The following is a 26,210-nucleotide window of genomic DNA, read 5'->3' as shown; positions in this document are numbered from 1 at the left end:
AACTATTTTTTAAGCAATTTCACCATTTCGCGTGCAGCATGCCTCGGGGCTCCTGCCGGTCCGAGCAACCGTGCCATTTCTTTATAACCATCCAACATTTTCCGTCGATAGTCTTCTTGAAACAACAAACGTTTCAGCTCGTTCCGCATATTCTCCACCGTCATCGTATCAGCCACCAATTCCCTGACTACTTCCCGTCCGGCAATCAAGTTGACCAACGAGATAAACTTCACCTTCAAGATATGTTTCCGGAGAAAAGACACCAGCTTCCCTACGGGAGTATGATAGCAAACCACTTGCGGTACGCGGAAAAGTGCCGTCTCAAGAGTGGCAGTTCCGGATGTCACCAAAGCGACATCCGCCTGTTGAAGCAAGCGGTAAGTCCGGCCAAAGATTACTTGCAGATTTGTCCCTTTTACGAATTCAGCATAGTATTCCGGAGAAATGCCGGGAGCGGCAGCCAGCACAAGCTGATAATCCGGAAAAGCCGAGGCTGCCCGGATCATATCGGGGAGATTATCCTTAATCTCCTGCTTCCGGCTTCCGGCAAGCAAAGCAATGATAGGCTTATCCGCTAACTCATTATCACTGATAAAATCGGCAAATGTTTCCGGATTTGCAGCCTTGAAAGCGGTAACTTCATCCACCGTCGGATTACCAACGTAATGAATCGGGTATTGATGCCCCTCAAAAAACTCAACCTCAAAAGGGAGAATGGAGAAAAGCTCATCTACATCTCTTCTTATATTTTTGATGCGATATTCTTTCCATGCCCAAATCTTGGGAGAAATATAGTAATAAACCGGAATCTTCGTTTTCGCATGCACAAACTTGGCAATATCGAGATTAAAGCCCGGATAATCCACCAAAATAACAACATCCGGCGCCCATGCCACGATGTCCTCCTTACATCTCTTCATGTTGGCAAAGATGGTTCGCAGATGCAGCAATACAGGAATAAAGCCCATGTAAGCCAGCTCCTTATAATGCTTCACCATCGTTCCTCCTACAGCAGCCATCATATCACCGCCAAAGAAACGGAATTCAGCCCGCGGATCCTCCTCTTTCAGTGCAGCCATCAAGTGAGAAGCATGCAAATCGCCCGAGGCTTCGCCAACAATCAGATAGTATTTCATAATTCCCAGGATTTCAATTCGTCCATAAAATGATAAGCAGTCATATCCACTACCGTCGGTGTGATGGCTACATATCCGTTGGCCAACGCCCAATGATCGTTCTTCTCGTTCTCCGGTTCGTGATCGATAAACTCTCCGGTCAGCCAATAATAATTCGTATCGTCTCTCCGTGGACAGGCCTGCCACTCTCCGCTCCAGTGCCCTTTGGCCTGTTCGCAGATTTTCACTCCCTTCAGTTCCGGAGTATTGGGAAAATTCACATTGAGGCAAGTCAGTGGCGGAAGTCCCTTCTCAAGAACCATTGCCGCTATTTTCCGCACATAAGGTCCTGCAGCATCAAAATCAGCTCCGGGGTCATGGTCACAAATAGAAAACCCGATAGAAGGAATTCCGTTAAGGCAACCTTCGATTACAACCCCCATCGTGCCGGAGTAGTGTACATTGGTAGCAGAATTGTCACCATGATTAATCCCACCGACAACCAGATCGGGTTCACGGTCAAGTATCTGATTTCGTGCCAGTTTTATACAATCGGCCGGCGTACCAGAACACTTATAAACAGTCAACCCCACATCTTTTTTCAATAACTGATAATGCACCGGCTGTGTCACCGTCAGTGCACATCCACTGCCGGAACGGGGAGCGTCAGGAGCCATTACTACGATTTCGCCCAGCGGACGAAGAAATTTAATCAGTTCACTAATACCTTTTGCCATAATACCGTCGTCATTGGAAACGAGGATCAAAGGCCTTTTATTTTCCATACAATCTTACCTTATCTATTATTTTATGTTTTCGAAATGCACAAAAGTAGCAAAAAGAACTTGTATCGACAACAGAACCAAATAGGAAAGCGAAGGTCTATTAATATTGTATTCACAGCAGATAAGAAACAAGAGTGTAAAACATCCGGATGTTCTTCACAATAACATCCGGATGTTATTAGATATAACATGGGGATCTTGTTATCAAAAACATGGGGATGTTTTATCAGCTAACTCTTAATGGAAGTCTTGAAACCATCTGATGGTTAGCCATGCAGACTACCCGTTTACAAATCTTAATCTTCTGCAAGTGAGTAAAAAAAGGAATTGATATTCAATTTTAATACGTATATTTGCGAGCTAAAAAGAGAAAAAATGCCCGTATCTCGCCTGGCAGTTATTAACAAAACAGGTGACTTATCAACAGATTAAGCAAAGTTTCTATTTTTTAGTAGGCGCTCTGAGGATTTATCACTTATTTCGCTGCCAATAAATTTAGATAATATGGGAAAAATAATTGCTTTGGCCAATCAAAAAGGTGGTGTAGGAAAAACAACGACTACGATTAACCTCGCAGCTTCGCTGGCTACGCTTGAAAAGAAAGTACTGGTTGTTGATGCAGACCCACAGGCAAATGCCTCTTCCGGATTGGGAGTCGACATCAAGCAATCCGAATGTACTATCTACGAATGCATTATCGACAGAGCCAACGTACAGGACGCTATTCATGACACTGAAATTGATTCGCTGAAAGTCATTTCATCGCACATCAATCTGGTAGGCGCCGAAATTGAAATGCTAAATCTCAAAAACCGCGAAAAGATACTGAAAGAAGTGCTGACTCCGTTAAAGGAAGAGTATGATTATATTTTGATAGACTGTTCTCCTTCGCTGGGATTGATCACAATCAACGCCCTAACGGCAGCAGACTCGGTGATTATCCCCGTACAGGCAGAATACTTTGCCCTCGAGGGAATCAGCAAACTGCTGAATACCATCAAGATTATCAAATCAAAACTGAACCCGGCACTCGAAATAGAAGGCTTCCTGCTGACGATGTACGACTCACGCCTGCGCCAAGCCAACCAGATCTATGACGAAGTGAAACGCCACTTTCAGGAACTGGTGTTCAAAACCGTCATCCAGCGCAACGTGAAGCTCAGTGAAGCACCCAGTTACGGACTGCCCACTATCTTATATGATGCAGAATCTACCGGAGCAAAAAATCACCTGGCACTGGCTAAGGAACTAATAAGCAGAAATAGTAAATAAACGAAGATATGGCAACACAAAGAAGAAATGCATTAGGCCGCGGGCTCGACGCCCTGCTCTCCATGGAGGAGGTGAAAACCGAAGGTTCTTCGTCTATTAACGAAATAGAACTGTCGAAAATCTCCGTCAACCCCAACCAGCCGCGTCGCGAATTTGATGAAACGGCACTGGAAGAGTTGGCCGATTCGATCAGGGAAATAGGAATTATCCAACCCATCACCCTGCGCAAAGTCTCGGACGACGAGTACCAGATCATTGCCGGGGAACGTCGCTACCGCGCTTCACAGAAAGCCGGACTGGATACGATTCCTGCATACATCCGCACAGCCGATGATGAAAACGTGATGGAGATGGCGCTGATAGAAAATATACAGCGCGAGGATCTTAATTCGGTAGAAATCGCACTGGCTTACCAACACTTGATAGAGCAATATGACCTGACACAGGAACGGTTAAGTGAACGTGTCGGCAAGAAACGCACAACCATTGCCAACTATCTGCGTCTGCTCAAATTGCCTGCACCGATACAAATGGCATTGCAGAACAAACAGATAGACATGGGACATGCCCGGGCATTGATCACACTGGGCGACCCGAAACTACAAGTTAAAATTTTCGAAGAAATTCTGGAACACGGATACTCTGTCCGCAAAGTAGAAGAAATAGTAAAATCACTGAGCGAAGGAGAAGCCGTGAAGAGCGGAACCAAAAAGATTACCCCGAAGCGGGCCAAACTGCCCGAGGAATTCAACATGCTGAAACAACATCTATCGGGATTCTTTAACACCAAGGTACAACTGACTTGCTCTGAAAAGGGCAAAGGGAAGATCAGTATTCCTTTTAGTAATGAAGAGGAACTGGAACGTATCATGGAAATCTTCGACTCACTGAAGAAATAAATGACGAAAAAAAGTAAAACATATCAGCTATACATTGCCCTGCTTCTCTGTTTCTTTCAGGTAGCAGGGATTGATGTGTATGCACAGGAGCCTGTAAAAACAGTCCAGGATTCCATCTCTCCGGTCCGCGAGGCTCCTAAAGCACGGGCACGCCGCCATCGTGAACCGGTAGTTTCTTCGCCGGTCGCCGACAGTGTAAAAGTGGATAAAGCGGTTATCCTCCCGCCGATAGACAGTTTGGAAAACCGGAAACCCGCCATTGTTACGGCAGACAGCCTCGAGGAAGTCAACCGGCAGAACCTGGAAAAGATAGAAACACCTGTCATTCCGTCAGTCGTAAAGACAGATAGCCTGCCGCCTCCCATCATGCCTAAAAAAATGTTCGTACCTAACCCGACGAAAGCAACCTGGTATGCCATCGTGTTTCCGGGTGGCGGACAGATATATAACCGCAAATACTGGAAACTACCTATTATATATGGTGGATTCGCCGGATGCGCCTACGCATTAAGCTGGAACGGGAAAATGTATAAGGACTATGCTCAGGCTTATATGGATATTATGGACAATAATCCAAATACGAACAGCTATCAGGATTTACTTCCGCCAAATCACAATTACACCGATACCCAGCTGAAAGATATACTCCGCAAACGGAAAGATACGTATCGCCGCTATCGTGACCTCAGTATATTCGCTGTCATCGGCGTATATCTGATTTCCGTTATCGACGCCTATGTAGACGCGGAGTTATCCAATTTCGACATATCACCCGACCTAAGCATGAGGGTGGAACCTACTATTATAAATAATAACCCGTTACAACCCGGCAGTAAGTCGGTAGGCGTGCAATGCAGCCTCAGATTTTAACCCATGAAGATTGAACAAATAAGAATGAAGAAATTAGCAAACTATTGCCCCCTGATTTTATTGTTTTTGTTTGCCACCCCAAAGGTAAACGCACAGAGTGTAGACGTAGTGATTCGCGACAACGGCAAAGAACGCCAGGAAAGCATCGAGCTTCCGAAAAGTATGACTTATCCCCTCGATAGTCTGCTCAACGACTGGAAAGCCAAAAACTACATTGACTTAGGAAAAGATTGCAGTACGGCGGAAATCAATCCGTTGTTCAGTGACTCCGTATATATCGACCGCTTATCGCGCATGCCGACCGTAATGGAGATGCCATACAACGAAATCGTACGTAAGTTCATCGATATGTATGCCGGCCGCCTGCGAAATCAGGTATCTTTTATGCTGAGTGCCTGCAACTTCTACATGCCTATCTTCGAAGAAGCTCTCGATGCGTATAATCTGCCATTGGAGCTGAAGTATTTACCTATCATCGAATCGGCTCTGAACCCGTCGGCAGTATCACGCGCAGGTGCAGGAGGTTTGTGGCAGTTCATGATAGGAACCGGCAAAATGTACGGGCTGGAATCGAACAGCCTGGTGGACGACCGTCGTGACCCGATAAAGGCAACTTGGGCAGCAGCACGCTACCTGAAAGATCTATATGATATTTATCATGACTGGAATCTTGTGATCGCAGCATACAATTGCGGACCGGGCACCATCAACAAAGCCATCCGCCGTGCAGGAGGAGAAACCGATTATTGGAGCATCTATAACTACTTGCCCAAAGAAACAAGAGGATATGTACCGGCATTTATAGCAGCCAACTATGTAATGACCTATTACTGCGATCATAATATCTGTCCGATGGAAACCGATATTCCGGAAAGTACCGATACGATTCAGGTAAACAAAAACCTTCACTTCCAACAGATTGCCGACTTGTGCAATGTTCCGATGGATCAAATCAGAAGTCTCAATCCACAATACAAAAAAGAGATAATTCCGGGTGAAAGCAAATCTTATACTTTGCGCCTTCCACAAAACGCCGTAAGTTCGTTCATCGATCGCCAGGACACTATTTACGCCCACCGTGCCGACGAATTATTCAAAAACCGGCGTACAGTAGCCATTAAAAATGACAGTCCTGCTTCCAGAAGGAAAGGTAGCTCTGCCAAAGCAGGCAATGGTACACCCACATATTATAAAATCAAAAATGGAGACACCTTGGGAGCTATTGCAGCAAAATATGGTGTACGCGTAAAAGATCTTCAAAGTTGGAACGGACTGCGGGGAACTAACATTTCCGCAGGAAAACGTTTGAAAATATACAAATAAATCCCCTTTCGCTTGCCTGATGTTTAAATTTGATTATTTTTGCAGAAAAGGAACGAAAGGACTAAATTATGGACACTGAGAACCAGAAAGAAATAGCTGAAGAGCAAATGATTGAACAAGCTTTTCAAGAATTGCTGAACGATTATCTTGCTACCAAGCACCGTAAACGTATTGAGATTATAACCAAGGCCTTTAATTTTGCCAATCAGGCACATAAAGGCATCAAACGACGCTCCGGGGAGCCTTATATCATGCACCCCATTGCCGTCGCAAAAATCGTATGCAACGAAATCGGGCTTGGTTCGACTTCCATTTGTGCTGCCCTTTTACACGATGTCGTAGAAGATACCGACTATACGGTAGAAGATATCGAAAACATTTTCGGAGCTAAAATCGCACAAATTGTCGACGGGCTAACTAAAATTTCCGGAGGTATCTTTGGTGACCGCGCTTCGGCACAGGCAGAGAACTTTAAAAAGCTCCTGCTCACCATGTCCGATGACATTCGGGTGATCTTAATCAAAATAGCCGACCGTCTGCACAACATGCGTACCCTCGGCTCTATGTTACCCAACAAACAGTATAAGATCGCAGGCGAAACATTGTATATTTATGCACCTCTTGCCAACCGCCTGGGACTGTATAAGATCAAAACAGAGCTGGAAAACCTCAGTTTCAAATATGAACATCCTGAAGAATATCAGGAAATTGAAGAAAAGCTGAACGCAACAGCGGCCGAACGTGACAAGGTATTTAATGAATTCACCGCCCCGATACGAGAGCAACTGGATAAGATGGGGCTAAAATACCGTATCCTGGCACGCGTGAAATCAATCTACTCCATCTGGAACAAAATGCAAACCAAGCATGTTCCCTTTGAAGAAATTTATGATCTGCTGGCTGTACGAATTATCTTCGAACCACGCAATATGGAGGAGGAACTGAATGATTGTTTTGACATCTATGTCTCAATCTCTAAAATCTATAAACCCCACCCCGACCGCCTGCGCGACTGGGTGAGCCACCCGAAAGCCAATGGATACCAGGCACTGCATGTCACCTTGATGGGAAACAACGGACAATGGATCGAGGTCCAGATACGTAGCGAACGGATGAACGATGTGGCCGAACAAGGATTTGCCGCCCACTGGAAATATAAAGAAGGAGGAGGCAGCGAAGATGAAGGTGAATTGGAAAAGTGGCTGCGTACTATTAAAGAAATACTCGACGATCCGCAACCGGACGCCATCGACTTCCTCGATACAATCAAATTGAATTTATTTGCTTCGGAGATTTTTGTCTTCACTCCGAAAGGAGAGCTTAAAACCATGCCACAGAACTCTACTGCGCTGGATTTTGCATTCTCCCTGCACACAGATATAGGAAGCCATTGCATCGGCGCCAAAGTCAATCATAAACTAGTGCCCCTAAGCCATAAATTACAAAGTGGAGATCAGGTGGAGATACTGACATCCAAGTCGCAACGTGTACAGCCACAATGGGAAGTATTTGCCACTACTGCAAGGGCAAGGGCAAAGATTGCAGCTATTCTGCGTAAAGAACGAAAAACCTTCCAGAAAGAAGGAGAAGAATTGTTGAACGAATTCTTTAAGAAAGAAGAGATCCGTCCGGAAGCAGCTATCATCGAGAAGTTATGCAAACTGCATAACATGAAGAATGAAGAAGAATTCCATGTAGCCATCGGCAACAAAACCATCGTATTGGGAGACGCCGACAAGAATGAACTGAAGGAGAAGCAAAGCAGTAACTGGATGAAGTATCTGACTTTCTCTTTTGGCAACAACAATAAAGACAAACAGCAGGAAGAAAAAGAACCGCAAGAAAAAGAGAAGATTAATACCAAACAGATTCTTAAACTGACGGAAGATGCCCTGCAAAAGAAATATATCATGGCCGAATGTTGTCATCCCATCCCCGGTGACGACGTACTGGGATATATGGATGAAAACGACCGCATCATCATCCATAAACGCCAATGTCCGGTAGCGGCTAAGTTAAAAAGCAGTTATGGCAACCGTATCATTGCCACAGAATGGGATACACACAAGAAACTTTCTTTCCTGGTATATATTTATGTAAAAGGCATAGATAATGTAGGATTACTGAACGAAATCACGCAGGTCATTTCACGCCAACTGAACGTTAATATCCGAAAGTTGGACATGGAGACCAATGACGGCATTTTTGAAGGAAAAGTACAGTTATATGTGCACGATGTGGAAGACGTAAAAGCCATTTGCAACAATTTGCGCAAAATTCCAAATATAAAGTCAGTGACACGTGTAGAAAACTAATGAACCATCAGCGATGAACGATAACAGGAGTGCCAACCTGCGTTCATCGTTCCTCTCCGTTCGTCGTTGAAAATCTATCAAGGGCATTCCTCATTCCAAGCAGTTCTTCTCTAATCTGCTTAAGACGATTGATAATCTCAAAGTTCCGGATTGTTGCCTCTCTATTATCTTTCAATTTTTGGCGGGCTCCGGGTAAAGTCATCCCCCGTTCCTTCACCAAGTGATAAATCAGACGGATGGTTTCTACATCCTCTTTCCGGTATTGGCGTACCCCACGGCTACCCTTTTTAGGGGCAATTTGCGGAAACTCCTTCTCCCAAAAACGAAGCAACGACTCATTGACATCGAACATCTGGGCAACTTCACTGATAGAGTAATATAATTTCAGATCCCTTTCTGTATTTTGCATAATTCTCTTTTTGTTTAGTCAAACACTTTACCGTGGTTGGCGGCTATCTGAATCATACGTTCATAATCTTCCGCACTTAAATCCATGAAGTAATAATTAACCGGATTCACCACTTGCCCCTTGACATGCACTTCGTAATGCAAATGCGGTCCGGTGCTCTTTCCGGTGCTTCCCACTCCGGCAATCACCTCACCGCGTACCACTTTTTTACCCAGTTTAGTACGAAACTCCTGCAAATGAGCATAACGGGTACGATACCCGAAGCCATGATCAATCTCAACAGTATTGCCATAACCGGTCTCCCACCCCATTTTCACCACTGTCCCGTCACCAGTGGCATACACATCCGTCCCGGGATGAGCAGAAAAGTCCATACCGGCATGAAACTTCGTCGTTCCGTAAATAGGGTCGATACGTGTACCATAGCCGGAAGCTGTCTTCCGAAGATCTTTATTAGATATCGGCTGGATGGCAGGAATACACTTTAACATCTGGTCATGATTTTTACACATCGCCACCACGTCGTCAAACGACTTGGATTGTATATAAAGTTGCTTACTCAGCACGTCCATCTTCTGAGTCGTATTAACCACCAGTTTTGAGTTGGCCATATCCATCAGTTCTTCATAACGGTTCGTACCGCCATAGCCCGCCTGACGAATGGCCGGTGAAACGGGATCGGCCATAAAAATGACCCTGTAAAGGTTATCATCACGTTGCTGAATGTCCTGAAGCACTCCCATTGCTTCGTCAAGACGACGAGAAAGAACATTATATTGTGCCAAAAGTTGGCTATTCTCTTTCCGCAACTCCTTCTCTGAAGGAGAACCGAAAATCAGTAACAATATAATGAAACTGCCGGCCCCCAGCCCCATCCCGATAAAAAGACGGCGGAGAATGCTCAATGCCCGTTGTCGGACAGTCGGATAAATCCGGTCATAAGTCTGCGTTTGCGGATTATAGATATAGTAAACTTTGCGCATCTTATAAATATTTCGCTTGTTAATACGGCAAAAATAATAAAAACAAGCTATCTTTGCACTGCTTTTTTCAGAATATTAACCTCAACAATAGATATATAGAAGTATGTTGACTGCAAAAGAAACCAGAGATTCGTTTAAGAATTTCTTCGAGTCAAAAGGACATCAGATTGTTCCTTCGGCTCCGATGGTGATTAAAGATGACCCTACCCTGATGTTTACCAATGCAGGGATGAACCAGTTTAAAGATATTATTTTGGGTAACCACCCGGCGAAATACCACAGAGTCGCGGACTCGCAAAAATGTCTTCGCGTAAGCGGAAAGCACAATGACCTTGAAGAAGTGGGACACGATACGTATCATCACACCATGTTCGAAATGCTGGGTAACTGGTCATTCGGCGATTATTTCAAGAAAGAAGCCATCAGCTGGGCATGGGAATATCTGGTAGATGTATTGAAGCTGAACCCGGAACACCTGTATGCCACGGTGTTCGAAGGAAGCCCCGAAGAAGGGCTGGAACGTGATAACGAAGCAGCTTCCATCTGGGAACAATTCCTTCCCAAAGACCATATCATCAACGGCAACAAGCATGATAACTTTTGGGAAATGGGTGATACAGGTCCCTGCGGTCCTTGCTCGGAGATCCACATCGACCTCCGCCCGGCTGAAGAACGTGCTAAGATTTCAGGACGCGATTTGGTGAACCATGATCATCCCCAGGTAATAGAAATCTGGAACCTCGTATTCATGCAATACAACCGCAAGGCCGACAGCAGCCTCGAACCGCTACCGGCAAAAGTTATCGATACCGGTATGGGATTCGAACGTCTTTGCATGGCTTTGCAAGGTAAAACATCCAATTACGACACTGACGTATTCCAGCCACTGATCAAATCAATCGCTCAAATGGCGGGAACAGAATATGGCAAGAATGAACAGAACGACATCGCTATGCGTGTGATTGCCGACCATATCCGTACTATCGCTTTCTCAATCACCGACGGACAATTGCCGTCGAATGCCAAAGCCGGTTATGTGATTCGTCGTATCCTCCGCCGTGCCGTTCGCTACGGATATACATTCCTTGGACAGAAACAAGCGTTTATGTACAAATTGCTTCCGGTTCTGATTGACAGCATGGGTGATGCTTATCCGGAACTGATTGCTCAAAAAGAGTTGATCGAAAAGGTTATCAAAGAAGAAGAAGAATCATTCCTACGCACTTTGGAAACCGGTATCCGCTTGCTCGACAAAACCATGGCGGACACAAAAGCCACCGGAAAAACAGAAATCAGTGGCAAAGACGCCTTTACGCTGTATGATACGTTTGGTTTCCCGCTCGATCTGACAGAACTGATTCTGCGTGAAAACGGCATGACAGTGAACACAGTGGAATTCGACGCCGAAATGCAACAGCAAAAACAACGTGCACGCAACGCCGCTGCCATTGAAACAGGCGACTGGATTATTTTGAAAGAAGGCACAACAGAATTCGTAGGGTATGACTATACAGAATATGAAACCTCTATTCTGCGTTATCGCCAGGTGAAACAGAAAAATCAGACTCTGTACCAAATCGTATTAGATTATACCCCGTTCTATGCAGAAAGCGGTGGTCAGGTAGGTGACACCGGTGTATTGGTAAGTGAGTTCGAAACTATTGAAGTGATCGACACTAAAAAAGAAAACAATCTCCCGATACACATAACAAAAAAACTTCCCGAACATCCGGAGGCTCCGATGATGGCTTGTGTAAACACCGACAAACGTGCAGCTTGTGCAGCCAATCACTCTGCCACTCACTTACTGGACGAAGCACTCCGTGAAGTATTGGGAGAGCATGTTGAACAGAAAGGCTCCTTGGTTACTCCGGATTCTCTGCGCTTCGACTTCTCTCACTTCCAGAAAGTAACGGACGAAGAACTCCGCAAAGTAGAGCATCTGGTAAACGCTAAGATACGTGCCAATGTTCCATTGCAGGAACATCGCAACATCCCTATCGAAGAAGCTAAAGAACTGGGGGCAATCGCCCTGTTCGGTGAGAAGTATGGTGACCACGTACGTGTTATCCAGTTCGGCTCATCCATTGAATTCTGTGGAGGTACTCACGTTGCTGCTACCGGAAACATCGGTATGGTAAAAATTATCTCTGAGAGTTCAGTAGCTGCCGGTGTACGCCGTATCGAAGCATATACCGGAGCCCGCGTAGAAGAAATGCTGGATACGATCCAGGATACTTTGAACGATTTGAAAGCTCTTTTCAACAATGCTCCCGACCTTGGCGTAGCCATTCGTAAGTATATCGATGAAAACGCAGGGCTGAAAAAACAGGTGGAAGACTTTATGAAAGAGAAAGAAGCCGCCGTCAAAGAACGCCTGCTGAAGAATGTACAAGAGATTAACGGCATTAAAGTCATTAAGTTCTGCCTGCCGATGCCTGCGGAAGTAGTGAAGAACATCGCTTTCCAACTCCGTGGCGAAATTACAGAGAACCTGTTCTTTGTAGCCGGAACAGTTGATGCCAACAAGCCAATGCTGACGGTCATGATCAGCGATAATCTGGTTGCAGGCGGATTGAAAGCAGGTAATCTGGTAAAAGAAGCTGCCAAACTGATTCAAGGTGGCGGTGGCGGTCAACCTCACTTTGCGACAGCCGGCGGTAAGAATCCGGACGGACTGAACGCTGCTGTTGAAAAGGTACTGGAACTGGCAGGTATCTAAAAAGTCCCAACTCTCCACGAGAAGGGAACCACGCTGTCCGAAAGTTTCCATATAAAGCTGGAAGTCAGATCAAACCTCATAGTCTCCCGAGTAAAGAGCCCGGTATTGTGCCGGGCTCTTTCTATTTCATTCCCCCTTCATCGGACGCAAATATCATAAACTCACTTTATCCAATGGCAAAGCATTATTTACCTACTTCATAAGTATATATCTTATATGGCTCCTGTGTATTCAATGCATACAACCGACCGTCGGGAGAGACAGTAAAATTATCATAGATTTTATCAAATAAAAATCTCTTTTTCAGTTTTCCCTCCCAATCCCATACTTGCAATTCCGGTATTGCTCCTTCACTATATATTACTTTCTCAGTAACTTCTTGATAAAAAAGAACGTAAATTGCATCATCAGTAGCCACAGTCTTGCGCCAATAAGGATACACACTTTGTTCCCTGAACTTTTCATACGTATTATGTCTGTCCGGAATATCCTGCAACCTGATTTCCTGCAACAGCTCTCCCTTTATACTATACTTCCGTATAAGATTATGATACAAATAAAAATCCAATATAACCTTCTTTCCCATTTTTCCCGCTGTAAACTTATAATCGAATTTTGCTTGCTCCATCTTCTCTAAATCCGTAGAAGGATAATCTCCAAAAGGGGTAAATTCCCCTTTAGAATATATGAAATGCTCTTTACCCGAAGCTCCGTCCGTTTTGCCGCTCATGATATAATGCCCATGATCCAATCGAACCAGCTGATTTATTGCATCCGAAACGGCTATCGGAATATTATTTAGTATACAAATGCCCCTGTTTTCAATCTTGATTTCTCGTTCTATATCAGAATCTAAGATAAAGAAACTGGAATCGGAGCTTGTAAAGTAATCAGCGCGGGGACGAATCAGCTCATTGGGGCCTCCGCCTATATACCCCGATGAAAACTCATACTTCAAGCTGTCTGACGTCCAGAAAGAAAGTGTCGGATTGTTTTTTACCTCAACCAATATCAAGTGATGATCAAAATAAAAAAGTCCGCGCGGATATAAGATATTGGTAGAATCTAAGTCAAATTCACGAAAAGAACAGAGTCCCAACTCCGCATCATTCAAACTTATTTCCTTAAAATGGGGAGAGGAGCAACCTGAACATAATATCATTGGCAATATACATGCCCAAAAACAAATATATTTCATACAATTTCTTTTTGAGGAAGAAAAAGTGTTTTTTGATGTAAATCACCTTTTTCCCAAAATTAGTTTTTCATAGTCCTGTTACTATGGTTGCAATAATAGCAAGAATAACCCGGAAAAGCAAGAATTATCTTTTTTATTCTACTCCCACTACACAGCTCTTTCATTTACCCCGCCTTCTTCTCATACAAAAAACACGTTTCGATCTTCCATCTTCCACCTTTTAGAATGCATATCGTTGATTGTGAGATGTATATATTGATGGAAGATGCGGTTTTTATACCATTTATCTTCCACCCCCATCTTCCATCTTCCACCCGCTGTTTTAGGGGAAATTTCAGTAGTAACGGTTTGGAAAACAAATGGATATGTCCAATTTCTTATCCGTTTATCTCTCTAAAAGCATTTCATTTCCCTTACTCTCTTTAGTGCAAATGGTCGGATCTTTATCTCAGCCCGGGTATGCGGGCTCATCGGCCCGGATATACGGGCTCATCAGCCCGGGCATGTGGGCTCATCAGCCCAGGTATGCGGGATGGGATAAAGAGTTGTATGATAATGGTTAATCTGCTGGATTTCTTCGGTAATAGTCGGCCGGATTCTTTCTTAAAAAAGAAACAACGAAGCACTGCTTCCGCATCGCTGTGTGCGAATGGAAGGTTTTGTGGGGGGGCAAGGGAGGAAGACGGTTGTTAAATGAAAGAGCCATGCTCCCACTATTACAATAACGGAGAAGAGTGGGCAGACTCAGCCTCATCCGAGATTCTTTATCGCCCGAAATTCTTTTGGAGAGATACCTGTATTCTTCTTAAAGAAATGTGTCAAATAGGATTGATCCGGAAAATGCAGTTGCTCAGCTATCTCTGTTACAGATAGACGGGGTTCATTCAACAGTACCTTTATTTCAGCCACCAACTGTTCATCAATAAGCTGCTTGGGTTTCTTTCCATCTAAATGCCGAACTGTAATTTTATGCAGGTAACGAGACGATATACAAAGTTTTCCGGCATAAAAAGCGACCTGATGTTCATGCATACTATATTCGCGGATCAATTGCATAAACCGGTGGCAGAGTAATTGAGTACGGCTATATTGCTTGCTGACAGCCAACTTTTCCGGAATCGTATTAAACAGCCACATGAGCAAACTTTGCAAAAAATTGTGCTCTTGTTGTCCTCTGAACTGCGGCATCGGTTCGGTAAACAACATTTGTGCCATATCCATCCACAAATTGATCTGGCGCCAAGTCTTCTGACTTCGTTCGTCAGCAGTATGACGGTAACAGGGATGTTCGTGAGTATAATTAAAGTAGGGTGTATCAATAGGTAACATGGCATTTAGAAATGCTTCTTTAGGAAACATCAACATTTTCACCTGCAAATCCTCGGAAGCTTCAAGCACTTGCAGCAGGCTACCGGTCAGGAAGATCAGTTCTGTTTGTTCATTAAATATATATTTCTGCACACCGGTAGAGACAATGGCTTCCCCCCGCGTACAAATCAGATAGATACCACACCGGAAATGATATGGAGTCGATATCAAAGAAGTCAGATCGGTCTCTTCATATCGGATCGTTTTCGTATCGGCAAGCAATTGGTCTGTTTTCATAAAAGTCTGTTTTAGGCAACAAATGTAGGTTTATTTTTTGTATTCGGACTATTTTGTTCTGAAAACAACATATTTTGTACAGATTAGCCTACGTCCGGTTCCTAACAAATGAAGTAATTTTGCGACTGTATTGATCAAAGAGAATAGCAATGACTGACAGACAGAATTCCAGACGGTTCTTATTATTATTTTTAGGTGTATTAAGTGCCTTCGGTCCTTTTATAATGGATATGTATTTGCCTACCCTGCCGGCTATGGCAGATTTTTTCCAGACTTCATCTTCCATGGTACAATTAGGACTCACAACCAGTATGATTGGTTTGGCTGCCGGACAATTAATCTTCGGTCCCCTGAGTGACAAGTACGGACGGCGTTCTCCATTACTTCTGGCTATGATTCTGTTCCTGCTCGCTACGCTGGGATGTATCTTTTCACACACCATTTCACTATTTGTGCTATCCCGATTCTTACAAGGCATTGCCGGAGCAGGTGGTGTCGTGATTTCCCGCTCCATAGCTACCGACGAGTATTCGGGACACCAACTGGCCGGTATGCTCGCCATTATCGGGGGAATAAACGGAATTGCTACAGTCGTTGCCCCCATCGGAGGAGGTATTCTGGCCCAGATAACAGGCTGGCAAGGCATCTTTATCTGCTTATTCCTTATGGGAGTGGCTCTCCTATCCGGAAGTCTGCACCTGAATGAGTCACTTCCGACAGAACACAGACAGGCTGTGAGTTGGCAAGCCCTATACCATCGTTTTTGGGAAGTCCTCCGCAACCGCCGTTATGTAGGCTACGTCCTGCAATATGGCTTTACCATGGGAATATTGTTTGCCAATATCTCTTCTGCACCATTCATCATGCAGCAACACTACGGACTCTCTCCCCTATCGTTCAGCCTCTGCTTTGGAATCAATGCGATAGCAATGGTTATCTCTTCAGCAATATCGATAAAATTGCCTACTATGGAACGGGCTTTATATATAGGAAGCCGGGGCATGTTGTTAGTATCTGCGCTGTCAATGGTGCTCTTGCCTCTGGGTTGTGATTTTTGGATCTACGAGTTATTGATCTTCGCTCTACTCTCCATGATTGGCATGACTTTTACGGCATCCAACACGTTAGCCATGGAGTGTGAGCGACGGAATGCAGGCATTGCTTCGGCACTTTTGGGAGCCACCGGGTTTGCATTCGGAGGTATCGTATCGCCCCTGGTAAGTTTAGGAGATATGATGACCTCTACCGGAATATTGTTTTTAGCAGGTTCTGTTTGTACCTATGCGTGCACGCGATATGTATTGTCACGATCCGCTCAGCCCTCCGGACTGCTATATCATTGAAAGCTTTCACATTCAAATATCTTTTCCTGACAAACGTCAAAAGGAAGTTCCAAATCCAATACGACTTACAGAAGATAAAGTCGAAGCGTAGCATAAATTACAATTCACCTATAAACAGACCTTTAACTGCCCAAACATTAGTTTAAAAGCAAAAGGTCCTTCCTTTAAAACCAATGCCCCTTCGGTTTTAAACCAATGATTCCCTTCCTTTAAACCACCTATAGGAACTCTGCACAAATCACACTTATACATTCGATCGCCCAGGGGGAAGAAGTACTTTATCTATACATATCTATTTTCAAAACACAAAGAAGAGATAACCGAAACGGAAAATGTATTGTCTACACTCAGCAGTTTAGAATAGCAGTCCTCCTACCCCGTAATAACGAGCCGAAAAACAAAAAGACGAATCAATCCACACATAAGTTCTTTCGTTTTACATTTATATTCTCTACCTTTGTACACTGAATCAATCAATTACTAAAATTCTAACCCAAGCCGCATGAAAGCATTTTTTCATTTATCATTTATTCTTTTATTCGTATTCACAGCCTGTACGTCTGCCCCCAAGCAGACAACCACTGATTACACACAATATGTAAACCCATTTATCGGAACAGACTTCACCGGTAACACATATCCCGGAGCGCAAGCACCTTTCGGCATGGTTCAGCTTAGTCCGGACAACGGACTGCCCGGCTGGGACCGCATTTCAGGATATTTCTATCCCGACAGCACAATTGCCGGGTTCAGCCATACTCATCTTTCGGGTACGGGAGCCGGAGACTTATATGACATTTCGTTTATGCCTGTCACCTTGCCCTACAAAGAAGCAGAAGCTCCGTTGGGCGTCTACTCCAAATTTTCCCATCAGGACGAAAGCGCCACGGCAGGATATTATCAGGTACTGCTGAAAGATTATGGAATCAATGTAGAATTGACAGCCACCGAACGGTGTGGCATTCAGCGTTACACTTTTCCCGAAGCGAAAGCCGCTATCTTCCTCAACCTGAAAAAGGCTATGAACTGGGACTTCACCAACGACTCTCACATAGAAGTAATAGATTCGGTGACTATTCAGGGATATCGCTTTTCCGACGGATGGGCACGAAATCAACACGTATACTTCCGCACCCGCTTCTCCAAGCCTTTTGCTGCCGTACAGATGGATACTACCGCCATTATGAAAGACGGTAAACGAATAGGTACCGCTACTGTAGCCCGTTTCGACTTTGACACGGAAGACGGTGAACAGATTCTTGTCAATACAGCACTGTCAGGCGTAAGCATGGAAGGTGCCGCCAAGAACCTGACAGCTGAAGTGCCTGAAAATGATTTTGAAAAATACCGTGAGGCTGCCCGTGACAACTGGAACAGGCAGCTCTCTAAAATAGAAATCAAAGGTGACAACAAAGACGACCGGGTAAACTTCTACACTGCGATGTACCACAGTATGCTTGCCCCCACCATCTACAGCGATGTGGACGGTGCTTACTACGGACCGGATAAAAAGATACATCAAGCAGACGGATGGGTGAACTACAGCACTTTCTCACTGTGGGATACATATCGTGCCGCACATCCTCTGTTTACGTATACCGAACCGGAACGAGTGAACGACATGGTGAAATCATTTCTTGCATTCTACGAACAGAACGGGCGTTTACCGGTCTGGAACTTTTATGGAAGTGAAACCGACATGATGATCGGTTATCATGCTGTTCCCGTAATTGTGGATGCTTATTTAAAAGGTATAGGCAATTTCGATCCCGAAAAAGCACTGGAAGCCTGTGTAGTTACCGCCAATCTGGACAACTATCGCGGAATAGGTGCTTACAAAAAACTGGGCTATGTCCCCTTCAATGAAAAAGACAGTTATAATGCCGAAAACTGGTCATTGTCTAAAACACTGGAATATGCCTACGATGATCACTGCATAGCCCGTATGGCAGAAAAACTGGGAAAGAAAGAGATTGCGGACGAATTTTATAAGCGGTCGCAGAATTATCGCAATGTGTATAACCCTGCCACCTCGTTTATGCAGCCACGTGATGACAAAGGAGAATTCCAGAAAGGCTTTGAAGCAGACGCTTATACTCCTCACATCTGTGAAAGCAACGGCTGGCAATACTTCTGGTCAGTACAACACGATGTAGACGGACTGATCAGCCTGGTCGGAGGAAAAGAACGCTTTACCCAAAAGCTGGACAGCATGTTCACCTTCCATCCCTCGGCTGATGACGAACTTCCTCTGTTCAGCACCGGAATGATCGGACAATACGCACACGGCAATGAACCCAGCCACCACGTCATCTACTTATACAATGCAGTAGGTCAGCCTTGGAAGACTCAGGAGTATGTAGCCAAAGTGATGAACGAACTTTATCAGAACACTCCTGCCGGACTTTGTGGTAATGAAGACTGCGGGCAAATGTCTGCCTGGTATGTATTCAGCGCTATGGGATTCTATCCCGTCGATCCGATAAGCGGTAAATATGAGATAGGCACTCCCCTTTTCCCGGAAATACAAATGCACCTCGGCAACGGAAAAACATTCACTGTCAAAGCTCCCGCAGTCAACAAGGAAAACATTTATATCCTGTCAACCAAGTTGAATGGGAAACCCTATGATAAGAGTTATATTACACATGAACAGATCATGAGTGGTGCAACCCTTGAATTTGAGATGGGAAAAAAGAGGTAATCTGTAGCTAAAAAGATGGACGATACATTTGACATAACCTACAAAGCACTGTTTCGCAAATACTATCCGAACCTGATATTCTACGCCACCCGCCTGGTGGGTGACGAAGAAGCAGAAGACGTGGTTCAAGACGTATTTGTGGAACTGTGGAGACGAAAAGACTCCATGGTGATAGGTGACCAAATCCAGGCCTTCCTTTACCGGGCGGTATATACCCGGGCGCTGAATGTGCTGAAACATCGCAGTATAGAGGATGGATACTGCGCCGCTGTGGAAGAAATCAACCAGAAACGGGCTGAATTCTACCAACCGGACAACAACGAAGTTATCCGGCGAATAGAAGACCGTGAATTGCGGAACGAAATCTACGAAGCCATCAATGAACTGCCGGACAAATGTAAGGAGGTATTCAAACTGAGCTACCTGCACGAAATGAAAAACAAAGAGATAGCTGACGTAATGGGAGTATCTTTACGCACGGTAGAAGCCCACATGTACAAGGCGCTGAAGTTCTTACGCAGCCGTCTTAGCCATTTATGGCTTTTATTCCTATTATTTTTTATCAAATAGATAAGTGTTTTTAAAGAATTAGTTGTTTCTATTATATAATGAAAAAGAAAAGATGAATAATCTGAGCGAAGAAATATTGATGAGATATCTGACGGGCGAATGTTCTGACGAAGATTTTGCCAGAGTAAACGCTTGGATCAAGGAATCAGATGACAATGCCCGCCGACTTTTCCGGATGGAGGAGGTATATCATCTGGGCAGACACGACAGCTTCCCGGATCAGAAAAGAACAGCCCGGGCAGAAGCACGACTATGCAAAAAGCTGGCTCAGGAGGAGGCACATAGCCGCAAGGTTATCAGAATGCACCAATGGATGCGATATGCAGCCATCATCATACTGGCTTTGATGGTCGGTGCCGGAGGTGGATATTTATATTACCAGGCTGACCCCACCCGGGATATGATAACAGCTTCATCTACGGACGGAAAAGTGAAGGAAATAGTACTGCCCGATGGCAGTAAGGTATGGCTGAATCAGTCGGCAACGCTGAGGTATCCACGAGAGTTCTCCAATACCGAAAGAGATGTATTCCTTGACGGAGAAGCCTACTTTGAGGTCACTAAAAACCGCCAATGTCCTTTCATCGTAAAAAGTGAAGCGATGCGCATCAAAGTATTGGGCACGACTTTCAACTTCAAGTGTGACAAAAGCCACAAACTGGCGGAAGCGACATTAATCGAAGGAGAAATAGAGGTTAAAGGCAACAATGAGGAAGGAATGATCATCCTTTCGCCGGGACAAAAAGCCGAACTGAATAAAACAACCCGCCGACTGGTAGTGAAGCAGGTAGATGCCAAACTGGATGCCGTATGGCACAATGACCTGATTCCGTTTGAACAAGCCGACATCTTTGCCATCACCCGGACACTGGAACGTTTTTATGATGTGAAGATCATTCTCTCACCCGATATAAAGTCAGACAAAACTTATTCGGGTGTACTGAAAAAGAAAGATAATATAGAGTCTGTACTCCAATCACTGGACAACTCTATACCAATCAGTTATAAGATCGTGGGAGATAATATTTTTATTTCTTCACGTAACAAGTAAACAACTAATTAAAATAAACATATAGTACCATGAGATTTAGAACATTCCTGGCGGGATGTTTAGGAGGCTTATTGTCTCTGAACTCCTGCACAAACTCGCCGGACATGACTGATTATGCAGCCTATGTCAACCCATTTATCGGTACCGGCGGACACGGCCACACTTTTCCGGGCGCTATCCTGCCCCATGGCATGATTTCACCCAGCCCGGACACCCGTATAGATGGGTGGGACGCTTGTTCGGGCTATTACTATGCAGACTCTACCATCAACGGATTTTCACACACCCACCTGAGCGGAACCGGTTGTTGTGACTATGGGGATGTGCTGCTGATGCCTACGGTAGGCGAACAGAAATATCTCCCAACAGGTTCACAGAGCCAGAAGATGGCTTATGCTTCCAGTTTTTCACACCAGAACGAGACTGCCGAACCGGGCTATTACTCCGTTTTCCTGGACACCTATCAGGTAAAGGCCGAACTAACTGCAACCAAACGGGCAGCCATCCACAGATACACTTTCCCGGAAAGTAGAGAAGCCGGATTCATCCTCGATTTTGACTATAGCCTGCAACGACAGACCAATAAAGAGATGGAGATAGAAGTCATCAGCCCTACCGAAATTTGTGGACGAAAGAAAACAATGTACTGGGCCTTCGACCAATACATCAACTTTTATGCAAAATTCTCAAAACCTTTCACTTACACACTGGTAACCGACTCGATGGCGCTTGACGAAGGAGGTAAATTACTGCCGACCTGCAAAGTACTGCTACACTTTAACACGGCAAAAGACGAACAAGTATTTGTAAAAGTCGGAATATCCGCCGTGGATATAGAAGGTGCACGCAAAAATGTGGAAGCAGAAATACCCGATTGGGACTTTGACGGAGTACGTAAGGAAGCACGCAAAGCATGGAACAAAACTTTGTCGAAGATAGATATCACCACGAATGACAAGGATGATAAGACCATTTTCTACACCGCACTTTATCACACTGCCGTCAGCCCAAACCTGTTTACAGATGTAGACGGACGCTATCTGGGCATGGACCTACAAGTACATCAAGGTGACACGCTTAATCCGATGTATACCATCTTCTCACTGTGGGATACTTTCCGTGCACTTCATCCGTTGATGACCATTATCGATCCGGACCTGAACAATGACTTTATACGTTCTCTGATCAAAAAGCAACAGGAAGGTGGGATTTTCCCGATGTGGGACATGGCTTCCAATTATACCGGTACAATGATTGGCTACCATGCTGTTCCTGTTATTGTAGATGCGTATATGAAAGGTGACCGCAACTTCGATATTCAGGAGGCTTATCGTGCGTGTGTACGTGCGGCTGAATATGATACGACAGGAATCAAATGTCCTGCCCTGGTGCTGCCTCACTTGATGCCGAAAGCAAAATATTATAAAAACTCGATCGGTTACGTGCCATGCGACCGCGAAAACGAATCGGTTGCCAAAGCATTGGAATATGCTTATGATGACTGGTGCATTTCAATCTTTGCCGATGCACTGAATGACTATGACACCCGGGATAAATATGCCCGCTTTGCGAAAGCTTATGAATTCTACTTCGACCCGGAAACCCGTTTTATGCGGGGACTGGACAGTAAGGGGGAATGGCGCACTCCGTTCAACCCACGTTCATCTACTCACCGCAACGACGACTATTGCGAAGGAACTGCCTGGCAGTGGACCTGGTTTGTCCCCCACGATATCGAAGGTTTGGTGAAACTGATGGGAGGTGAAGATGCCTTTGTCGGCAAACTGGATTCTCTGTTTACCGCCGACTCCTCACTGGAGGGCGAAACGATCTCTTCGGATATCAGCGGACTGATCGGCCAATATGCACATGGAAATGAACCAAGCCATCACGTGATTCACATGTACAACTACGTGAACCGCCCATGGCGAACTCAGGAATTGGTAGACAGTGTATACCGCAGTCAATATGCCAATACCGTAGACGGACTATCGGGTAATGAAGATTGCGGCCAAATGTCCGCTTGGTATGTACTGAACTCCATGGGATTCTATCAGGTATGTCCTGGTAAACCGGTTTATTCCATAGGACGCCCTGCATTTGACAAAGCTGTGGTCAATCTGCCTGATGGAAAGAAATTTATAGTAATAGCCAAGAATAACTCTAAAAAGAATAAGTATATCAAAAGCATGAAGCTGAACGGGGAACCGCTGGAAAAGCCTTTCTTCACACATGATGACATTGTGGCGGGAAGTACACTGGAAATTGAGATGACAGATCGGCGACCGCAACCCTAATCTCTCTCAGGAAGAGGGAACAGAGAGGGTGTGTCAAAACTCACCACAGAGGACACAGAGTAGCACAGAGGTGATTTAAGTTACTGATTATTAGCAAAAAGCTCTGCGATACTCTGTGTTACTCCGTGGTAAAAAGAGTTTTAACACAGCCCCATGTAATCATAGTAGATAGAAATTACATAATATTCATTTAATAAAAAAGGTCCGGGGCTATATCAAAAGCCTTTTCACCACAGGGACGCACGGAGTGTTCATATGAATCATCCATGACTTTGCGTTTGCCCTGTGTCTTCTGTGGCAAGATTTGACACGTCTCCGAGACCTCTTATTCACACCATGAAAAAAATTCTTTTGACCGCTTGCCTTGTAGCTTGCTCATTGATGGCTAAGGCCAAAGACTGGACCCAATATGTTAACCCCTTGATGGGAACACAGTCCTCTTTCGAGTTATCAACCGGGAACACCTATCCCGCCATTGCCCGCCCGTGGGGAATGAATTTCTGGACACCACAAACCGGTAAGATGGGAGACGGATGGCAATATACGTACACAGCCAACAAAATCAAGGGATTCAAACAAACCCATCAACCCAGTCCTTGGATCAACGATTACGGACAGTTCTCCATCATGCCCATAACAGGCAAACCGGAGTTTGACGAAGAAAAACGTGCCAGTTGGTTCAGTCACAAAGGCGAGGTTGCCACTCCGGCCTATTATAAAGTATACTTGGCCGAACATGATGTCGTGACCGAAATGACCCCGACGGAGCGTGCAGTCCTGTTCCGCTTCACTTTTCCCGAAAACGAGCATTCGTACGTTGTTGTAGATGCGTTCGACAAGGGTTCTTACGTAAAAGTAATTCCGGAAGAAAATAAAATCATCGGCTATACCACCCGTAACAGTGGCGGAGTACCCGAGAACTTCAAAAATTACTTTGTCATCGAGTTCGATAAGCCTTTCTCTTACAAAGGCACTTTCGCTGATAAAAAACTGGAAGAAGGCAGTCTGGAACAGAAAGCCGATCATACCGGAGCTGTCATCGGTTTCCGCACCCGGAAAGGCGAAATCGTACATGCCCGCATAGCCTCTTCGTTCATCAGTTTCGAACAAGCTACTCAGAATCTGCAAGAGTTAGGCAACGACTCCTTTGAACAACTGGTACAGAAAGGGAATGATGCCTGGAATCATGTATTGGGCAAAATAGAAGTAGAAGGCGGCAATCTGGATCAGTACCGTACATTCTACTCCTGTCTTTACCGTTCTCTCCTGTTTCCCCGTAAATTCTATGAACTGACAGCGGACGGTCAACCGATTCATTATAGTCCCTACAACGGTCAGGTGCTTCCCGGATATATGTACACCGATACCGGATTTTGGGATACATTCCGTTGCTTGTTCCCATTCCTGAACCTGATGTATCCTTCGGTAAACAAAGAGATACAGGAGGGACTCATCAACACGTACAAAGAAAGCGGCTTCTTCCCGGAATGGGCAAGTCCCGGACATAGAGGCTGCATGGTTGGCAATAATTCGGCATCAGTATTGGCAGATGCTTATCTGAAAGGAGTGAAGGTAGATGATGTGAAGACCCTGTACGAGGGATTGATTCACGGTACGAAAAACGTGCATCCGGAGGTCTCTTCTACCGGACGTCTGGGCTATCAATATTACAACAAACTGGGGTATGTCCCTTATGATGTGAAAATCAATGAGAACACCGCCCGTACATTGGAGTATGCCTATGATGACTGGTGTATCTATCAATTGGGTAAAGCATTGAACCGCCCCCAAAAAGAAATCGAACAGTTTGCCAAACGTGCCATGAATTACCGGAATGTATTCGACAAAGAAAGCAAACTGATGCGTGGCCGCAATGAAAACGGACAGTTCCAATCACCGTTCTCTCCGCTGAAATGGGGTGATGCTTTTACAGAAGGCAACAGTTGGCATTATTCCTGGTCGGTATTTCATGACCCGCAAGGCCTGATCGATCTGATGGGAGGTAAAAAGATGTTTATCACAATGCTCGATTCCGTATTTGCCGTTCCGCCGGTATTCGATGACAGTTATTACGGACAGGTGATTCATGAGATTCGTGAAATGACAGTGATGAATATGGGCAACTATGCGCATGGCAACCAACCGATACAACACATGATTTACCTGTATAACTATGCCGGACAACCTTGGAAAGCACAATACTGGCTTCGTCAGGTGATGGACCGCATGTATACTCCGGGACCTGACGGCTATTGTGGTGACGAGGACAACGGACAGACGTCTGCCTGGTACGTATTCTCCGCACTCGGATTTTATCCCGTATGTCCGGGTACAGACGAGTATGTCTTAGGAGCTCCCCTTTTTAAAAAGGCAACTCTGCATTTTGAGAACGGCAATAACCTCGTGATAGATGCACCGGATAACAGTAAAGAAAACCTGTACATTGAATCGCTCCGTATGAATGGAAAGGAATCATCACGGAACTATTTGAAGCACGACGATTTGCTGAAAGGTGGAATCCTCGAGTTCAAGATGGGATCACAGCCTAATCTCAACAGAGGTATTAGCGAAGAAGACGCTCCGTATTCATTCTCAAAAGAGAAATAAGCAACTCCACTTGTCTTAGAGGCAGTCGATCCACCTCCATTTAAATGGTGGATCGACTCAACCCAATGGGAATGCCCCTACTCATTAGGCTGAATATCCTCCTACTCATTAAACTGAGTCGCCCCATCCCATAATAAAGGGG

18 protein-coding genes are annotated in these 26,210 nt (G+C 44.9%); 12 read left to right on the top strand and 6 right to left on the bottom strand.

All coding sequences use genetic code 11. The features are described 5' to 3' along the window. Positions 1-2: 2 nt before the first annotated feature. Positions 3-1,136, bottom strand: a complete 1,134-nt coding sequence (gene lpxB, locus R3O62_RS08315; protein ID WP_250714279.1) for a lipid-A-disaccharide synthase — start codon at positions 1,134-1,136, stop codon at positions 3-5. Continuing rightward, positions 1,133-1,900 carry a 5'/3'-nucleotidase SurE gene (surE, locus tag R3O62_RS08310; protein WP_317472949.1) on the bottom strand — a complete coding sequence of 256 codons (768 nt, stop codon included), beginning with the start codon at positions 1,898-1,900 and terminating at the stop codon, positions 1,133-1,135. The genes lpxB and surE overlap by 4 nt, the downstream gene beginning before the upstream one ends. Positions 1,901-2,404: 504 nt before the next feature. Here surE and R3O62_RS08305 point away from each other — a divergent pair. From R3O62_RS08305 to R3O62_RS08285, 5 genes are all read left to right on the top strand, one after another. Then, positions 2,405-3,172 carry a ParA family protein gene (locus R3O62_RS08305; RefSeq protein ID WP_005784850.1) on the top strand — a complete coding sequence of 256 codons (768 nt, stop codon included), beginning with the start codon at positions 2,405-2,407 and terminating at the stop codon, positions 3,170-3,172. A gap of 8 nt (positions 3,173-3,180) precedes the next feature. Continuing rightward, positions 3,181-4,071, top strand: a complete 891-nt coding sequence (locus tag R3O62_RS08300; protein ID WP_005775476.1) for a ParB/RepB/Spo0J family partition protein — start codon at positions 3,181-3,183, stop codon at positions 4,069-4,071. Further along, a complete protein-coding gene (locus R3O62_RS08295; RefSeq protein ID WP_032537221.1) occupies positions 4,072-4,941 on the top strand; it encodes a DUF5683 domain-containing protein in 870 nt (289 codons plus the stop codon). A gap of 24 nt (positions 4,942-4,965) precedes the next feature. Then, positions 4,966-6,264 (top strand): lytic transglycosylase domain-containing protein, encoded by a 1,299-nt coding sequence (locus R3O62_RS08290; RefSeq protein WP_032537329.1) that lies wholly within the window; start codon positions 4,966-4,968, stop codon positions 6,262-6,264. Positions 6,265-6,332: 68 nt separating this feature from the next. Beyond that, a complete protein-coding gene (locus R3O62_RS08285) occupies positions 6,333-8,579 on the top strand; it encodes a RelA/SpoT family protein (protein WP_005775472.1) in 2,247 nt (748 codons plus the stop codon). Between the two features lie 43 nt (positions 8,580-8,622). Here the strand turns inward: R3O62_RS08285 and R3O62_RS08280 are convergent, their stop codons facing one another. Further along, positions 8,623-8,988 carry a MerR family transcriptional regulator gene (locus R3O62_RS08280; RefSeq protein ID WP_005775470.1) on the bottom strand — a complete coding sequence of 122 codons (366 nt, stop codon included), beginning with the start codon at positions 8,986-8,988 and terminating at the stop codon, positions 8,623-8,625. 14 nt (positions 8,989-9,002) lie between these two features. Beyond that, on the bottom strand, positions 9,003-9,971 hold the full coding sequence (locus R3O62_RS08275; protein ID WP_005775469.1) for a M23 family metallopeptidase: 969 nt from the start codon (positions 9,969-9,971) through the stop codon (positions 9,003-9,005). Positions 9,972-10,074: 103 nt separating this feature from the next. Here R3O62_RS08275 and alaS point away from each other — a divergent pair, with 103 nt between their 5' ends. After that, entirely contained in the window at positions 10,075-12,693 is a 2,619-nt protein-coding gene (gene alaS, locus R3O62_RS08270) for an alanine--tRNA ligase (RefSeq protein WP_005775468.1), read from the top strand. A gap of 184 nt (positions 12,694-12,877) precedes the next feature. Here alaS and R3O62_RS08265 read toward each other — a convergent pair whose 3' ends face one another. After that, positions 12,878-13,891, bottom strand: a complete 1,014-nt coding sequence (locus tag R3O62_RS08265) for a BF3164 family lipoprotein (protein ID WP_317472950.1) — start codon at positions 13,889-13,891, stop codon at positions 12,878-12,880. A gap of 750 nt (positions 13,892-14,641) precedes the next feature. Further along, positions 14,642-15,496, bottom strand: a complete 855-nt coding sequence (locus tag R3O62_RS08260; protein ID WP_005810447.1) for a helix-turn-helix domain-containing protein — start codon at positions 15,494-15,496, stop codon at positions 14,642-14,644. A gap of 149 nt (positions 15,497-15,645) precedes the next feature. Here R3O62_RS08260 and R3O62_RS08255 point away from each other — a divergent pair, with 149 nt between their 5' ends. From R3O62_RS08255 to R3O62_RS08230, 6 genes are all read left to right on the top strand, one after another. Further along, complete coding sequence (locus tag R3O62_RS08255; RefSeq protein ID WP_235331189.1) at positions 15,646-16,839, top strand: multidrug effflux MFS transporter; 1,194 nt, start codon at positions 15,646-15,648, stop codon at positions 16,837-16,839. 502 nt (positions 16,840-17,341) lie between these two features. After that, positions 17,342-19,543: a GH92 family glycosyl hydrolase gene (locus R3O62_RS08250; protein WP_005810451.1), complete on the top strand. Its 2,202-nt coding sequence runs from the start codon at positions 17,342-17,344 to the stop codon at positions 19,541-19,543. A 15-nt stretch (positions 19,544-19,558) separates the two neighbouring features. Continuing rightward, positions 19,559-20,113, top strand: coding sequence for an RNA polymerase sigma-70 factor (locus tag R3O62_RS08245; protein WP_005775460.1), 555 nt, complete (start codon positions 19,559-19,561; stop codon positions 20,111-20,113). Between the two features lie 52 nt (positions 20,114-20,165). After that, complete coding sequence (locus R3O62_RS08240) at positions 20,166-21,164, top strand: FecR family protein (RefSeq protein ID WP_122200383.1); 999 nt, start codon at positions 20,166-20,168, stop codon at positions 21,162-21,164. A gap of 29 nt (positions 21,165-21,193) precedes the next feature. Beyond that, on the top strand, positions 21,194-23,461 hold the full coding sequence (locus R3O62_RS08235) for a GH92 family glycosyl hydrolase (protein ID WP_165017456.1): 2,268 nt from the start codon (positions 21,194-21,196) through the stop codon (positions 23,459-23,461). 336 nt (positions 23,462-23,797) lie between these two features. Continuing rightward, positions 23,798-26,068, top strand: coding sequence for a GH92 family glycosyl hydrolase (locus R3O62_RS08230; protein WP_005775457.1), 2,271 nt, complete (start codon positions 23,798-23,800; stop codon positions 26,066-26,068). Positions 26,069-26,210 lie beyond the last annotated feature (142 nt).

Origin of the sequence: Bacteroides hominis, assembly GCF_033042785.2 — a bacterium.
Taxonomy (GTDB): domain Bacteria; phylum Bacteroidota; class Bacteroidia; order Bacteroidales; family Bacteroidaceae; genus Bacteroides; species Bacteroides hominis.
This window is presented reverse-complemented; position numbering and strand designations above follow the sequence as displayed.